At 52.5% G+C, this 14682-nt stretch carries 13 protein-coding genes; 9 read left to right on the top strand and 4 right to left on the bottom strand.

The genetic code is table 11. The features are described from left to right. Positions 1-112: 112 nt before the first annotated feature. The 3 genes from ACFSX3_RS04055 to ACFSX3_RS04045 all read right to left on the bottom strand — a co-directional run bounded on the left by ACFSX3_RS04055 (position 113) and on the right by ACFSX3_RS04045 (position 4003). Complete coding sequence (locus ACFSX3_RS04055; RefSeq protein ID WP_209991994.1) at positions 113-832, bottom strand: SDR family NAD(P)-dependent oxidoreductase; 720 nt, start codon at positions 830-832, stop codon at positions 113-115. Between the two features lie 10 nt (positions 833-842). Continuing rightward, positions 843-1832 carry a tRNA dihydrouridine synthase gene (locus ACFSX3_RS04050; protein ID WP_209991995.1) on the bottom strand — a complete coding sequence of 330 codons (990 nt, stop codon included), beginning with the start codon at positions 1830-1832 and terminating at the stop codon, positions 843-845. 206 nt (positions 1833-2038) lie between these two features. Further along, positions 2039-4003, bottom strand: a complete 1965-nt coding sequence (locus ACFSX3_RS04045; protein ID WP_209991996.1) for an ABC1 kinase family protein — start codon at positions 4001-4003, stop codon at positions 2039-2041. Between the two features lie 357 nt (positions 4004-4360). Here ACFSX3_RS04045 and ACFSX3_RS04040 point away from each other — a divergent pair, with 357 nt between their 5' ends. The 8 genes from ACFSX3_RS04040 (at position 4361) to ACFSX3_RS04005 (ending at position 12837) form a co-directional block, all read left to right on the top strand. After that, positions 4361-5566 (top strand): MFS transporter, encoded by a 1206-nt coding sequence (locus tag ACFSX3_RS04040; RefSeq protein WP_209991997.1) that lies wholly within the window; start codon positions 4361-4363, stop codon positions 5564-5566. A 134-nt stretch (positions 5567-5700) separates the two neighbouring features. Next, complete coding sequence (locus ACFSX3_RS04035) at positions 5701-7581, top strand: leucine-rich repeat domain-containing protein (protein WP_209991998.1); 1881 nt, start codon at positions 5701-5703, stop codon at positions 7579-7581. Between the two features lie 162 nt (positions 7582-7743). Further along, positions 7744-8520 carry a methyltransferase gene (locus ACFSX3_RS04030; protein ID WP_209991999.1) on the top strand — a complete coding sequence of 259 codons (777 nt, stop codon included), beginning with the start codon at positions 7744-7746 and terminating at the stop codon, positions 8518-8520. 171 nt (positions 8521-8691) lie between these two features. After that, the gene (locus ACFSX3_RS04025) at positions 8692-10530 is read left to right on the top strand and encodes an HSP90 family protein (protein ID WP_209992000.1); all 1839 of its coding nucleotides are present in this window, start codon (positions 8692-8694) and stop codon (positions 10528-10530) included. Further along, positions 10531-11589: a hypothetical protein gene (locus tag ACFSX3_RS04020; RefSeq protein ID WP_209992001.1), complete on the top strand. Its 1059-nt coding sequence runs from the start codon at positions 10531-10533 to the stop codon at positions 11587-11589. Positions 11590-11802: 213 nt separating this feature from the next. Then, the gene (locus tag ACFSX3_RS04015) at positions 11803-11883 is read left to right on the top strand and encodes a putative holin-like toxin (protein WP_379312649.1); all 81 of its coding nucleotides are present in this window, start codon (positions 11803-11805) and stop codon (positions 11881-11883) included. 329 nt (positions 11884-12212) lie between these two features. Then, entirely contained in the window at positions 12213-12434 is a 222-nt protein-coding gene (locus tag ACFSX3_RS04010; RefSeq protein WP_209992002.1) for a helix-turn-helix domain-containing protein, read from the top strand. Continuing rightward, on the top strand, positions 12394-12837 hold the full coding sequence (locus ACFSX3_RS04005; protein ID WP_209992003.1) for a hypothetical protein: 444 nt from the start codon (positions 12394-12396) through the stop codon (positions 12835-12837). Before ACFSX3_RS04010 ends, ACFSX3_RS04005 begins: the two co-directional genes overlap by 41 nt. Before the next feature lie 27 nt (positions 12838-12864). On the opposite strand, the gene ACFSX3_RS04000 is transcribed toward ACFSX3_RS04005, so the two are convergent. Then, entirely contained in the window at positions 12865-13728 is an 864-nt protein-coding gene (locus ACFSX3_RS04000; RefSeq protein ID WP_379312631.1) for an AraC family transcriptional regulator, read from the bottom strand. A 145-nt stretch (positions 13729-13873) separates the two neighbouring features. On the opposite strand from ACFSX3_RS04000, the gene ACFSX3_RS03995 reads away from it, so the two are divergent. Continuing rightward, a complete protein-coding gene (locus ACFSX3_RS03995) occupies positions 13874-14629 on the top strand; it encodes an SDR family NAD(P)-dependent oxidoreductase (protein ID WP_209992005.1) in 756 nt (251 codons plus the stop codon). The last annotated feature ends 53 nt before the right edge of the window (positions 14630-14682 follow it).

Genomic DNA, 14682 nt, shown 5'->3' with positions numbered 1-14682 from the left:
CGGGTCCCAAGTACATGGCGGAAGTATTACGATTGGGTAGATATAACAAAATAGAGGACAGGCTTGTTGGCTCCAGGATTATCCCTTGCCATTCATCCGGTCCTCAGTTCATTTACGCATTCGTATCCAACATCGCTGGAATATTGATTTCCTTCACACAAGAAGCCTTGGACAGGTTCATGACGCATTGCACCAGGGATACGATATCCTGAAGCGGAATCTGCGTGCCGTTGTAGGCAGACAAGACGGGCTCCACCCCGGCCTCCAGCGGAATCTGAGTAGCAATCTCCCCGGGATTAATGATAGTCACCCCGATGCCGTACGGCTTCACATGCTCCCTGATGGCATTGGCAATCCCGCGCAGACCGAACTTGGACGCGGCAAATGATACCTGGGTATAGTCATTATGATCCAGGCCTGCCGTAGAACCGATTAAGATAATGTTGGCATGCGCAGACTGCTTAAGATTCGGCAAAAGCTTCTGGATGCACGTAATCGCCGAAGTCACATTGATGTTAATAATGCTGGCAATCTCAGCCGGATCATCCTGTTCAAAATCATAGTCATCGCTGAACCCTTTGCTCTCCCATACGCCAACATTATAGATGAATACGTCCAGGGTAACGCCGTTCAATGATTCTGCAATCCGCCCCGCAGCATCCGGCTTCGCCAAGTCAGCCTCAATCCAGGTCCGCTGAACCCCATCCTCCAGCTTCATGCTGTCCGGGTATGTTCTTGAGACCACCCAGACCTGATCGCCCGGCACCGGCAGCGCCTTGACGAAGGCCTCTCCCAAGCCCTTGCTTGCTCCGAAAATAATAAAGTTTCTCATACGCCCTCCCTTATTCATTAGGCCCCTCCGCTCCGTCCTGCTCTTGGCTTGCGAATTCATCCAGCAGCGCACGCACCTCGCGGGTGGACTTGGTGTTCATTAGATTATTTCTGAGTTCACTGGCGCCGCGGAAGCCGCGGACGTAGATTTTGAAGAAGCGCTGCAACGGGCTGAACGAACGTGGTGCCTGTCCTGAGTATTGATCATAGAGGTCCAGATGCAGCCGCAGCAGATCAAGCAGTTCTCCGCTGCTATGCTCCCTCGGCTCACGCTCGAACGCAAACGGATTATGAAAAATCCCGCGCCCGATCATAATCCCGTCCACCCCATACTCTGCGGCCAGCTTAAGGCCAGTCTCCCGGTCCGCAATGTCGCCGTTAATCGTCAGCAGAGTGTGCGGCGCGATCTCATCCCGCAGCTTTTTGATCTCAGGAATCAGCTCCCAGTGGGCATCCACCTTGCTCATTTCCTCCCGCGTACGCAGATGGATGGACAGATTCACAATGTCCTGCTGCAAAATATGAGTCAACCAGCCCCGCCATTCGTCCACGCTGCTGAATCCGAGCCGCGTCTTGACGCTGACGGGCAGTCCCCCGGCCTTCGCCGCCTGGATGATCTCCGCTGCGAGTTCGGGACGGCAGATCAGGCCGCTGCCTTTCCCGTTCTCGGCTACATTTGCTACAGGACAACCCATGTTCAGATCGATGCCTTTGAAGCCTTCTTCGGCCATACTGATGCTCATCTTCCGGAAATACTCCGGCTTGTCCCCCCAGATATGCGCGACCATCGGCTGTTCATCCTCGGTAAAAGTCAACCGCCCCCGCACCGCCTGCTTCCCCTCCGGGTGGGCATAGCTCTCTGTATTCACGAACTCCGTAAAAAACACATCCGGTCTGCCCGCTTCAGCAACGACATGACGAAACACCACATCCGTCACATCCTCCATCGGGGCCAGTATGAAAAAAGGGCGTGGCAATTCACGCCAGAAATTATTTATCATATGAAGTACCTCTCTATGCGTGCCAGGATAATCCCTTATCCGGCCGTAATAAAGCTAAATTATATCATAACTCCGGGGGATTGGTAGCCGCCCCTCTATAGACAATAAGCCCCAGAGAATTCTCTGAGGTTGTTTATGTCTCGCCTCCAGCCGCGTATTCTCTTCTTGTTCGAGAGTGGATTTTCCATAATATTCCACGCCTTCCGTTAGTTCTTAGGTTTCAATTGCTTAATTACAGACATCATCAGGATGATCATCCCCGTGCCGAAGCCTGACATCGATAGGGGTGCCAGCACAAACCGCATGATCTCCCCCTGCACCCAGAAGCTTGCCAGCATGATCACCATACAGATCACCGTGAACATCCCAACCGTCAGCGTCCCCACGAAATCCGTCAGACTATGATTGTCCTCACGCGCAAGGGTGATCCGGTTCTCCTTCAGCAGCGGCAGCTCCAGCAGCTTCGGGATATAGTCCTCCAGCCGCCCCTTGACCTTGTTGAACTGTTCCTTGACGATCTCTCCCGTATCCATCTGGTCTGCGAAGGACTGGCTCGCTGCGGATAAGGAGTATGACTCATCTACTGAGGACAAGGTCCCGTCCAGGGTAATAATCGCCCGGAAGGCCCCGGCCACCGTCGGCTTCAAGGACATCCCCAGCTCGGTAATCATCGACATCAGCCGTCTCATCATGACACTGGTAGGATCAGGGGAGAAGGAGGCTTCGGATAAAAGTCTGCCGAGGCGCCGCTCGATCATTCGCACATCCAACAGCTCCCCTTCTTCACAGACCCCGGCCAGGCCCTGGGCCATCTGCTTCGTCTCCTTCCGGCTGTAGCCCATCAGGAAGTTCAACATCCCTGCCCGCTCTTCCTCTGTCAGATAACCCACAGAGCCGAAGTCAATCAGCGCAACCTTCCCGTCCCGGGTCAGCATCAGATTGCCGGGATGCGGGTCGGCGTGGAAGATGCCGATCATCAGAATCTGCTGCAGGAACGCGTGCATGATCATTTCCGATACGTCATTTGTAACCTTTCGGGTGAACCGGTGCCCTTCAATATATTCCATGGTCAGAATCTGCTTGGTCGAGTATTCGGCGTAGATCTTCGGCACTTGTATCGGAATATCGTGTTCCTGGAATGCTTGGCGCAGCAGGTTGGTATTCAGCGCTTCGATGTCGAAGTCCGTCTCTTCGATCAGATTCGTTTTGAAGCCTTGGGCAAGCTGAATTAAGCCGAGTCTTTGGATTTTGGGGGAGCGCTCGGAGAGCCGGGTCACGAATTGGATTAATAAATCCAGATCCACGCTCATCTTCTGCTTCACATCCGGACGCAGGATTTTGACAACTACCTTCTCGCCTGTGGACTTCAGCCGCGCCAGATGCACCTGACCGATCGAAGCGGCTGCGATAGGCTGCATCCCGAAATCTTCATACGTCTCCTCCAGATCGCCGATTCTGCTGTCGATGATCTCCTTCAGCTCCTTCTGGCTGAGTGGCTTAACCTGGTCATGCAGGCTGGAGAACGCTTCGATGTATTGTGCAGGGAGCATGTCCTTTTTGGTCGATAAGACTTGCCCGAACTTCACGAAGACCCCGCCCATGTTATCCAGAACGGCAGCAATCACCTGCGGCAGTTTTGCATGATCCTGCTGGAGCAGATGGTTCAGCCCTTTGCGCGAAGCGATCCACAGCAGACGGACCATACGCCTGAAGCCGCGCACCTTGCCCATCATATACCCGAGCGGGTTCCCGGACTGCAGCAGCTTGAAATTGAACACGCTAAGCAGCATGTAGACATAACAGGAGATAAATAGAATCAGCAGCGGGTAATAGATGAACATCACCCTGACCATCTCCGCTTCGGAGGGAGCCACGGGCTGCTTGAAGTAGGTTGAGGTTATGATGAGAGTGACGACGGATGTGCTGAACAGAATCGCCACCATTAACTGGAACTGTTCATGCTTGAAGGTCCTGATACTGCTTATGATGAAATACAGAATGAACGCCACAATAATAATGCTGCTCATGTAGAATTGCTCCAGCACTTGCACCAGCATACTGACCGCCACCGCGCTGACAAGCGGCATTATGATCTTATGCTTCGCGTTGAATATATAGGCAAGCGCTACGAACACACCGAAACATACAAGCATTACTATGAAAAAGAACATCCTCCAGCCCCCTGTATCCGCTTCATTATTCCCAATATAGCACACTAGGCTGAAGAAGCAGAATACTCCGATATTATTGACACCTCTAACAGTTCAATGATAAACTTCGGCTATAAAATTTGAGGAGGATGGCCGCCGATGATTCCACGTATATGGTAAGCACACCCAACAAAAGCTGATTTCTCACCAAGTGTGGGCTTTTTTTGTGCTGCTGCTATTTACGTTAAGGACATCGGTTGCGATCCGCTACGGCTTATTTCACTATGCCCGGCTTCGCACTGTCCCGTCATGTAATTGTTGCAGACCCAAGTCCACTTACGGATTTGGGTCTGTCTTTATTAGGGAGGGTATACACTTATGAATATTCAATGGAAAAAGACGTTCGCCTTCATCTTCAGCGGACAAATCTTCTCGATACTAACCTCTGCGATGGTTCAGTTCTCGATCATCTGGCACTTGACCGCGACGACGGGGTCTGCTGCCGTGTTAATGATTGCCGGTCTGGCCGGGTTCCTGCCGCAAGCGCTCTTAGGTCCGTTCATTGGTGTCTGGCTCGACCGGTGGAACCGTAAGCTCACCATGATCGCCGCAGACAGCGCCATTGCACTAACCAGTCTGATACTGGGTGCTTATTATCTATGGGGCGAACCCAGCTTATGGATCGTGTACGCCATCCTGCTCATACGTTCGGCAGCTTCGTCCTTCCATGCCCCTTCGTTCCAGGCTGCGATTCCTCTGATTGCGCCGGAAGACCAGCTCACCCGGGTGGCAGGCTGGAACCAACTCATCTTCTCTGCTTCCAGCGTCCTTGGACCGGCGCTTGGAATAGCGGTATACTCGGCAACTTCACTAGGAACAGTGTTACTTTTAGATGTAGCAGGTGCCTTAATCGCTAACGTTATGCTTCTGTTCGTTCAGATTCATCAGCCGAAACCGGAGATGATAGAGACCCCCTCGTTCCGCAAGGAGTTTATGCTTGGCTGGAGAGCATTCCTGTCGCAAAAGCCCATTGTCACGGTAACGATTGCCATGGCGGTCTTCAGCGTGGTATTCATGCCGCTGGCGATGCTGTTTCCCCTGATGACGCTGTCCCATTTCGGACGCGGCGGTTACAGCGCCAGCCTGATTGAGGCCGTATTCGGGATCGGGATGATCCTTGGCGGTGCGCTGCTGTCGGCGCTTGCTTCCAGATGGAAGGACACCACCTACATGAGTGTGAGTCTGGTTGTGATCGGGCTTACCTGTGTCCTGAGCGGGATGGTCGGGCGCGAGGCGTTCCTTGCTTTTACCGTCCTCTCCTTCCTGATGGGTGCCGCAGCCCCCTTGTTCAACGGCCCTTACATGGCGATGATCCAGAAGTCTTATGAGCCTGAGCTCCTAGGGCGCGTACTCTCCTTCGTGACAAGTATCGGACTCTTGTCTTCGCCGATCGGGCTTGCACTGGCGGGACCTGTAGCCGACCGGTTCGGGGTTCCGTTCTGGTTCTTCTGGTCGGGGATAGTTGTGGTCCTGATTGGATTATTCGTATTTGTCAGGTTCGCGGGAACAGGTACAGATGAGTAACCTTAAAAATTTCTTTTTGCCATCCGATGGCTGGCTCTCTCCCCGCTGGCAGGTATAATGGAATAAAAGCGGATTCCTGAGATCAGAGGACCGCCCAATATGAGCTATCATTACATCATAAGGAGGAGGCATTCGTGGCTTTTATTCCCTTGAACTGTCCCAATTGCAGCGGAAGAATTGAATACAAGGAAGGCACCATCCTCAAGTGCCCTTATTGCCAGACTGAGCTTCTGCTCAAGCAAAATAATGTCTATTATGTGGATCAGACCATTAACCATTATCACGGGACACCCCCTCCCAAGGCCGCGCCGAAGCCGACCGTCTCCGTCTCCATCCCCGTCAGGCTGGTGCTAATTCTGCTGCTGGTGCTGGGCGGGGCCATCGGTACTTATCTTTATTACGGCCTCAGCTCTCCGCAGCAGGCAACCAAGGCTATTCAATCTGTGCGGAAGATGCCCGAAAGCGAGGTCCTGCTCTCCTTCCTGCGGGAGACCCTGGGTAAAGGCTCTGCCATGCCGACCGAGGAGGAATTGGCCTCACTGCGTTATTTAACTGTGGAGCGTTCGGAGAATGACCAGTGGCAATTCACTTACAGTCTCACCGATCCCTTCAGCAATGAGCGGGCCGAGAAGATCACTTATATTACCCAGGACAAGAGACTGAATGACCAGCGAATTGATCAGCGGGACTTTGAGGCCTTTAAGGGACTGACGGCCCTGAACCTGACAAACACCTATGAGATCAACCAGGCGGACCCAATAACGCTTGCCCATATGACCGGATTAAAAAGCTACGGGGGCGCCTTCAACGAATCGTTCAGCGCCTTCTCCGGCTACTTCGGCGATAAATCTAAAATTACGGAGCTGTCCACTCAACTGCGCAGTAATCAGGAAGTGGCCCTGCTGCTGGAGTTCCCCAATCTAAGCTCTCTGTCCATTACCTATGTAGACGAGTCTATAACGGATTTGCATCTGCTGAGTAAGCTGCCGCTAAAGTCCCTGTCCCTTACCTTCGTCAATGACCTGGGATGGTTATCGTCTATGACAGGGCTGTCTTCTCTGGCTATCTATCACAGTGAAACCACAGATCTGCAGCCGTTATACGCCTTAACCGGGCTCCAGGAACTTAAGCTTTCCTATTTAACCAATGTAAAATCCATCGACTTCTTGCAGAACATGCCTGCTCTGCAAACGCTGGATATCGAGAATCTGAATTTCACCAGTCTGAAGCCTCTGGCCGGCAAGGCCTCCATTACCACCCTGCGCCTGGCTTCCTTAAGCAAGCTCGGCTCAGTAGCGGCCGTGAACTACCTGTCTTCTCTGCGGGAATTCACGTTGTCCGGTTACTACGAGAAGCCAGAAGCACTGACCTTACCGGGCGTCAAGCGGGCGGAGCTCCCAACCTCCTTCCTCTCCGGGCTGAAGGCGCCTGCGGTAACGGACCTGACACTCCGGGGCGGGAGCGGGGAGCTGAGCATGGCCAGTCTGGGGAAATTCCCGGAGCTTGCCGAGCTGTCTCTCTGGGAGATCGGCGACATGACCCGGCTTGACGCCCTGAACGATCTACCCCGGCTGCAGTCCCTAAGCATCTACGACTCGTCACTGTATACAGAGACCGATGCCCTATTCCGTCTGAAGCAGGTGAATAGGCTGGTCTGCTCGGAATGCAGGCTGGATTTCAGGCAGACAACCGCCCCGCCGAACCGTGCGCTTGAATATTTGACCTTGGACCAGCCCTACTTAAGCGTAAACAATACCTCCGTCAATGAGGTTGACCAGGTGATGCCTTATTTCGCGAACCTGTCCGCCCTGCGTTCCTTCACCCTGCAGGACAGCAACTTGGCTTCTCTGGAATTCATGAGCAAGTGGCAGGCCATCGAGGAGCTTCATCTGGAGAACAATGCGATTTCCAATATAGAGCTTCTGAGCAAGCTGCCTAATCTGCAAAAGGTATTCCTGACCGGCAATTCCGTGCTGAACAAGTCCGTGCTTGGTGCGGGCGTGCAGGTGTATTAATTCCAATCCAATATACGTAAATAGACCGCTAACCGCCAGAGGTTTGTGGTCTATTTATTGAAGAGCAGCACTTATAGGCAATAGATATAAACTAAATAGCAACTATATATTTCATTTATAAGCTGTACATCGCTATACTGGATTTCAAAGGAGGGGAAGCCCATGACTCACTCGACTTCCAATAACCAATGGCAGGCGGACACGTATGATCACAAACTGGACTTTGTCTCCAAAATGGGCGGTGACGTCCTCTCGCTGCTACAGCCTCAGCCTGGTGAACGCGTGCTGGATATCGGCTGCGGGACGGCCGACCTGACGGCTAAGATCGCGGCAGCCGGAGCGGTGACGGTTGGCATCGACCTGTCGCCTGAGATGATCGCACGCGGCAGCGACAAGTACCCGCACCTGAATCTGAGCGCCCAGAATGCGTACACTTACCGGGCAGCCCAACCCTTCGATGCAGTGTTCTCCAACGCAGCATTGCACTGGATGAAGGACGCGCACGCAGTCGCGGTGACTGTGGCAAGCGCGCTAAGGGACGGCGGGCGATTCGTCGCCGAGTTCGGCGGCTATCGTAACGTCGCTGCTCTCGTGAGTGCGACCGAGCGCACACTGACCGCGCATGGCTATGACCCGCAGGGACGCAATCCGTGGTACTTCCCCACCATCGGCCAATATGCGGCAGTACTGGAGGAGCATGGCTTCCTCGTTACGCTGGCCCAGCATTTTGAACGGCCTACACCCTTGCACGGTGAGAGCGGAGTCCGTGATTGGCTGGACATGATGGCCGATGACTTCTTCTACGATGTCAGCGCGGAGCACAAGGCAGCGATCTATCAAGCAGTAGAAGATCAACTGCGGCCGGAGCATTACCGGCAGGGGCAATCGATCGCAGACTACCGGCGGCTGCGGGTCTGTGCGGTGAAGCAGGCGGACTAAGAATAGATTGGCGGGAAGCCCAGGTGAATCAAGACCTTGGGTTTCTTTGTATTTTCAAGGCAGGGAAATTAGGAGGATTGGGAATATCTGTTTCTTATAATGCCGCTTCTGGGTAATACATAGAGTTGTGTCTGTCTACATATCAATTGATTACAGAATAGGAGAACAAAGATGGAGAATCAGAACCAGGATACTTATCGCTTTCAGGTCAATCTAAGCGGTATGATCAACATTTTGTCTAACCATTTGTATAGCAGTCCGAAGGTATTCTTAAGGGAGCTGCTCCAGAATGGCATCGATGCGATTACTGCACGGCAGGCTTATTCCCCAGCGGACTACGAAGGCAAGATTCATGTCGAGGTAAGCGGAACCTCCACCGGGGCGACCTTATTAGTAGAAGATAACGGGATCGGGTTAGACGAGGCAGAGATTCATGAGTTTCTGGCCATGATCGGACAATCCTCCAAGCGGGGCGAAGATTTTCTGTCGACCAACACCTCTTTTATCGGGCGGTTCGGCATCGGGCTCTTGTCCTGCTTCATGGTGAGTGACGACATCGTCATGGTTACCCAATCGGCCAAGGGCGGACCTGCACTGGAATGGCGCGGGAAGCCGGACGGCACTTATACGATCCGTAAGCTCGAAGGGGCACATGCTCCTGGCACCAAGGTTTTTTTGCGTTGCAAGGAAGGGGCCGAAGCCTACTTCGAGGAAAATAATCTGCAAGAAGGGCTGTTCCATTATGGCGCTCTGCTGCCTTATCCCATCGAGTTGGTGTCGGATCGCAACACCCGCCTGATTAATCCGCAGTCCCCGCCGTGGGTCAAAGATCCGCAGCTGGCCCGGAAACACCGTGACGAGGTGCTGGCCTTCGGCAAGCAGGTGCTGGGAGAGGAGTTCCGCGATTTCATTCCCCTGCATACCGCCTCGGGCCGTACAGGAGGCATCGCCTTCATTCTGCCGCATGCGGTGAATCTGAACGCCAAACGTAATCACCGGGTGTACCTGAAGCACATGCTGGTCTCCGAAGCTGCCAGCAATATCCTGCCGGACTGGGCCTTCTTCGTGAAATGTCTGATCTGGACTGATGAGCTGCAGCCGACCGCGTCCCGGGAGCATTTCTATGAGAATGCCCAGCTGGAGCTGGTGCGGGAAGAGCTGGGGAATGCCATTCGTGAGGAATTGATGCGGATGGCCGAGTACGACCCGGATCGCCTGCAATCGATCATTTCACTACATGCCTTATCCATGAAGGCTCTCGCAGTGGAAGATTCATCGTTCTATTCTATCATTCACGAGTGGTTGCCGTTTGAGAGCACCTATGGCAGAAAGACGCTTGGCGAGCTGAAGCAGCAGTCTCCCCTGTACTTCACGGCGACGCTGGACGAATACCGCCAGATTACCCACGTGGCTTCAGCCCAATCCATGCTGGTGGTGAACGGCGGATATATCTATGATGCCGAGCTGCTGTCCCGGCTTCCGCTCATTGACCCGGATGTGCAGACGGAACGGCTGCTGCCGGAGGAGGTTTCGTTATCTTTTACCGATATCACCCCTCAAGAGCGGCTGAACTACTATGAGTCCGTAAGACTCGCAGACAGTGTACTTCAGAAGTTCCGCTGCCAGGTGCAGCTGCGCCGCTTCAAGCCAGAGGAGATTCCGGTGCTCTACACACTATCTGAGGAATCCGCCCAGTGGCGTGTAATGGAAGCGACCAAAGAAGTGAGCACCGATGCCCTGGCCTCCGTGCTGGGCAGCTTGGGCGCTTCGCTTAAGGAGACGGCATACGCCACACTCTACTTCAACCTGAATAATCCTGTCATCGAGCGGGCATTTCATCAGGCGAACCAGAAGATGCTGCCCTCTATTGTCGAGATGCTGTACTGCAATGCGCTGATGATGGGACATTATCCGATGAACCGCCAGGAGATGGCGCTGCTGAACCAGGGCATTATTCAATTTATTGATTGGGGATTGACGGCTAATCAAGCCACAGGAGGAGACGAATAGATGAATCTTACCGAGATGGATTTCGACGATTTGATGGAGGAAGCCTATGGCCTGCCCGGAGGAAAAGCTAAGCTGGAGCTGCTCGAGCAGGCGGTACGGTTAGCTGATGCCGCAGGAGATATCGATCAGGGCTATGAGGCCCGCAGCGAAATCGTAGAGCTGGGCAGCTTCCACGGCTATCCGATGAAGGCGCTGGTCGCCTTTTCCTGGCAGCTGGGCCAGTATGACAAGAACCCGGGCCGGTTCGATGATTACAGTCTGATGTGGTCGTACAAGTGGGTGCTGGACCGCATCACTGCTTTTGCAGATATCAGCCGCACTCAGATTGAGAACCTGCTGGAGGATATGAAGACCCGCTTCGCAGCGGAAGGCTACAGCAGCCGAACCTATCACTACTACCGGGCGAATATCCTCGAAGATTTCGGGGAGCTGGAAGCTTCAGCGGCCGAATGGGCAATTGTCCAGACCATGGAGCGGGATGAGATGAGCGATTGTGAGGCTTGTGAACAGCATGGCCTGGTCGAGTTCCTGGCGAAGCGGGAGGACGACGAAGCAACCGTGAAGGCAGCCGAGCCGATTCTCAAGGGCCGGATGACCTGCGGTGAGGTCCCTCATGTGACCATCACGAAGGTGCTGTTCCCTCTCCTGCGGCTGGGCCGCCAAGCGGAAGCGGATAAGCTTCAGAAGAAGGGCTACAAGCTGGTTAAAGGCAACCGCGACTTCTTGTATCATCAGGGAGAGCATATTGGATACCTGACGTTGACCGATCCAATCAAGGCGCTGGAGGTCTTTGAGGAGTATATCGCTTCCTCTCTCGATCATGAGAACCCGGCCGATCAGATGATCTTCAACGCTTATTCGGCCAAGCTATTCCGCCGGCTTGCGGAAGAATCCATCCGCTTCCAGGTCAAGCTTCCGGCCGGCCACCCCTGTGAGCGTCAGTCCGAAGACGTCACTTCGCTTGCGATGTACTTCCAGAAGTTAGCTCTCGCCACAGCGGAGAAGCTGGATAAGCGCAACGGCAACGGCTACTATACTGAGCTGATAGAGAAGCTGTAGGCCTGCGTTCCGGCGGCGGTCTGAAAGAACAAACGCAAATAAGAGCAGCTCCCATATTGGGGGCTGCTCTTTGTGTATTTTAAATACGCATTTACGTCAAAACTTCTCCAAATTTAGGTAATACCGAGGCATTTGATATGTTATACTGGTTGAGCAATAGAATAGGCTTAAAAGGGTCGGTCGGCTACCTCTCTTGGAAGGGAGGGATGCCTTGTGACAGTGTTTGAAGCAATCATGCTGATGCTAACCTTTGGTTTGCTTATCGTAGCGCTGCTGTCCAATACACGCAAATAGACCGCCCATCTCGCAAAGGTAAGCGGTCTATTTGTCGTATCCTATTTGCCTGAGGCCTACCGCCCTTAAAAGCGGCTATTGCTCGGGAGAGTCGTGTTGACGCACGGCTCTCTTAGCATTGTACGCCCGTTCTGCTTATACTATACCACAGCCGTTAACGGATGTTAACAGTGGTTAACAGATTTGTGAGTGCCAGTCCCAAGACGTAACTGTGCTTCTTTCCAACCCAATGTTGGAAAATCCTTAGGGATATCCAAGCAACACTACATGGCAAACGTTAGGCTCCGGATGTACAATGATTCCGTACAAGCGTAAAGGAGGAGCTCATAATGAAAACAGCGGGCATACATAAGCAATTACAGGAACTGCGCAAGGACAAGGGAAAGACTCAAGAAGAGCTCGCGGAGGTCTTCGGTGTAACCAATCAAGCCGTATCCAAATGGGAAAGCGGGGCTTGCTATCCGGATACCGCTTTATTACCCGAGATCGCTAATTATTTCGGAGTCAGCCTTGACTTTCTATTCGGGCTACCTGCCCTGGGACCCGGATAAGATGTATGATCAGCAGACTTGGGGAACCTCTATTTGCAGCGAACCGGAAGGAGTTACCATTGCCAGGCAGGAGATGCTCTTCTTTTCCGATCACGCCGATAAACGGGAACTCGCGCCAGATCAACTGTTAAGCCTGTACAGTGTGCTTCGGGCCTATACGGATGCTGACAGATTAACGGTATTATTCGCATTATATCAGTTAACCAGGCATGACTTTGACTCCTTTGTTTCTATGGAGAATATCGTAAGAGCAGCCGGTCTGGATGAGAGAACCATACGGGATGCATTCCTGCATTTGCCGGTTCACTGCAAAAGGCTTGAGGACAGCAGCATAGGTTACCGGATTGAAGCCAGCAATATGCATCTCCCTGCGCTGCTTATGCTCTTCATGCCGTTCTATTAAGCTGGAATTGTCTCTTGGCATGGTCTTCTAATCCCTCATGCTTTCAATTTGTCTCAGGCTCTCCGTGTCACGTGCCGGAGATGCACCGAAGAACCGGGAATACTCCCTACTAAACTGTGAGGGACTTTGATAGCCAACATGATATGCAGCACTTGCTACTGGATAGCCCTCGAAGGCAATGAGGTTTCTGGCCTCCAGGAGCCTTAATTGCTTTTGAAATTGAATAGGACTTAACCCCGTAGCCCGTTTAAACTGCCGGTGAAAGGTATTTATAGCCATCCCCGATTTCGATGCCAGCTCACCAATGTCTATGGGCCTCATAAAATTACTCCGAAACCATTTTACAATTTGGGATATCCGGGATAAATCACTTTCCCGCTGACCAAATTTCCTCAGCTCCCCTCCTTGTGGTCCCATCAGTACGCGATACAGGATTTCGCGCTCATAAGCTGGTGCAAGAGCCGGAATATCTCTTGAAGCTTTTGATAATCGCAATAAACGCAGCCATGCCTCCATCAATTCAATATCCATGTCGCAAGCTGCAAATTGCCCGGAAGCAGCCGGTAATAGATTCTCTTGGAGATCTCTTAGCAGACTCTGAAGAACATTCTGATTCAGCCTGAGACCAAGGGACATGTAAGGATGGCCATCACGGTCTGGATGTACAACCGCCGTTGCAGGAACATGCACGGGTAACACGTAATACGATGGTCCTGCCAGTTCCGTGCTGCGCCCCCCTATTGATAGAATCTTTCTTCCTTGAACCGTAAAACCAATCATCGGCTCGTATAGCGCTGCAAGCTGATGATGAGGGATCGCTCCCTTAATCATACTTAGCCCCGGTACTCCGGTTTCAATCTGCCTGGTGCCCGCATCTTTCATCAGATCCATTATCTCTTCAAGGACGTTTTTCATGCACATAGTTTATCACACGAATGGTGCTTTTAGGCAATCGATAGGCACTTTCAGGTCTATTTTGATCCGTCAGCTGCGGCTACAATTAGAACCAGGCCGAACACAAACCAAGGAGGATTTTATGACAATTGCGATAGTAACGGGTGGAAGTAATGGCATTGGAAGAGCGGCGGCGCTGGAGCTTGGCAAGCGCGGAATTAGCGTCATTCTCACCTACAATTCCTACAAGGAACGTGCAGAAGATGTTGTTAAGGAAATTGAGAAAAATGCAGGTGTCCGGGCAGTCGCACTGAAGCTGGATCTGACGCAGATATCAACCTTTGCAGGCTTTATTCAAGAAGTGAAAGAGAGTCTCCAGAACATTTGGAACCGGACAAGCTTTGATTACTTGGTGAATAATGGCGGTATCGGCGGACCTATGCTGTTCAATGAGATGAGTGAAGAATATTTCGACAAGATTCTGAATACGAATTTCAAAGGACCTGTTTTTCTAACACAACAGCTTGCCGGATTCATAGAGGACGCCGGAGCTATTGTAAATACCACGAGTTCATCCAAAACTCAATCATTTCCGGGCTATTCCGTCTATGGCTCGTTAAAAGCAGCATTCTCAACTTGGACCCGCTATATTGCCAAGGAGCTTGCACCTCGCCACATTCGGGTCAACGCCGTGTCACCTGGTCCTACGCACAGCAATTTCGGCGATGGTGTATTCGATAAACATCCCGAATTCATTAAGCCGCTGGCTGAGCAATCTGTATTTGGCAGAATCGGCCACCCCGAAGATATAGCGAAGGTTATTGTGAGCTTGTTGTCCAATGAGTTCGGGTGGGTTACAGCCCAGGACATTGAAGTGTCTGGCGGACATTTGCTTTAATTCAAACGCCAAAAGACCGCCCTCCCGGCAAAGGAGTGCGGTCTTTTGGGCAT

Source organism: Paenibacillus rhizoplanae, from assembly GCF_042684125.1.
Classification (GTDB): Bacteria; Bacillota; Bacilli; order Paenibacillales; family Paenibacillaceae; genus Paenibacillus_AQ; species Paenibacillus_AQ rhizoplanae.
The sequence above is the reverse complement of the archived record's forward strand: the minus strand, read 5'-3'. Positions and strand labels throughout refer to the sequence as shown.

Bases quoted from the DNA above. Each gene is read 5' to 3' on its own strand.
- ACFSX3_RS04055 (WP_209991994.1), bottom strand. From the start codon at position 832: ATGAGAAACTTTATTATTTTCGGAGCAAGCAAGGGCTTGGGAGAGGCC.
- ACFSX3_RS04050 (WP_209991995.1), bottom strand. From the start codon at position 1,832: ATGATAAATAATTTCTGGCGTGAATTGCCACGCCCTTTTTTCATACTG.
- ACFSX3_RS04045 (WP_209991996.1), bottom strand. From the start codon at position 4,003: ATGTTCTTTTTCATAGTAATGCTTGTATGTTTCGGTGTGTTCGTAGCG.
- ACFSX3_RS04040 (WP_209991997.1), top strand. From the start codon at position 4,361: ATGAATATTCAATGGAAAAAGACGTTCGCCTTCATCTTCAGCGGACAA.
- ACFSX3_RS04030 (WP_209991999.1), top strand. From the start codon at position 7,744: ATGACTCACTCGACTTCCAATAACCAATGGCAGGCGGACACGTATGAT.
- ACFSX3_RS04025 (WP_209992000.1), top strand. From the start codon at position 8,692: ATGGAGAATCAGAACCAGGATACTTATCGCTTTCAGGTCAATCTAAGC.
- ACFSX3_RS04020 (WP_209992001.1), top strand. From the start codon at position 10,531: ATGAATCTTACCGAGATGGATTTCGACGATTTGATGGAGGAAGCCTAT.
- ACFSX3_RS04010 (WP_209992002.1), top strand. From the start codon at position 12,213: ATGAAAACAGCGGGCATACATAAGCAATTACAGGAACTGCGCAAGGAC.
- ACFSX3_RS04000 (WP_379312631.1), bottom strand. From the start codon at position 13,728: ATGGATCTGATGAAAGATGCGGGCACCAGGCAGATTGAAACCGGAGTA.
- ACFSX3_RS03995 (WP_209992005.1), top strand. From the start codon at position 13,874: ATGACAATTGCGATAGTAACGGGTGGAAGTAATGGCATTGGAAGAGCG.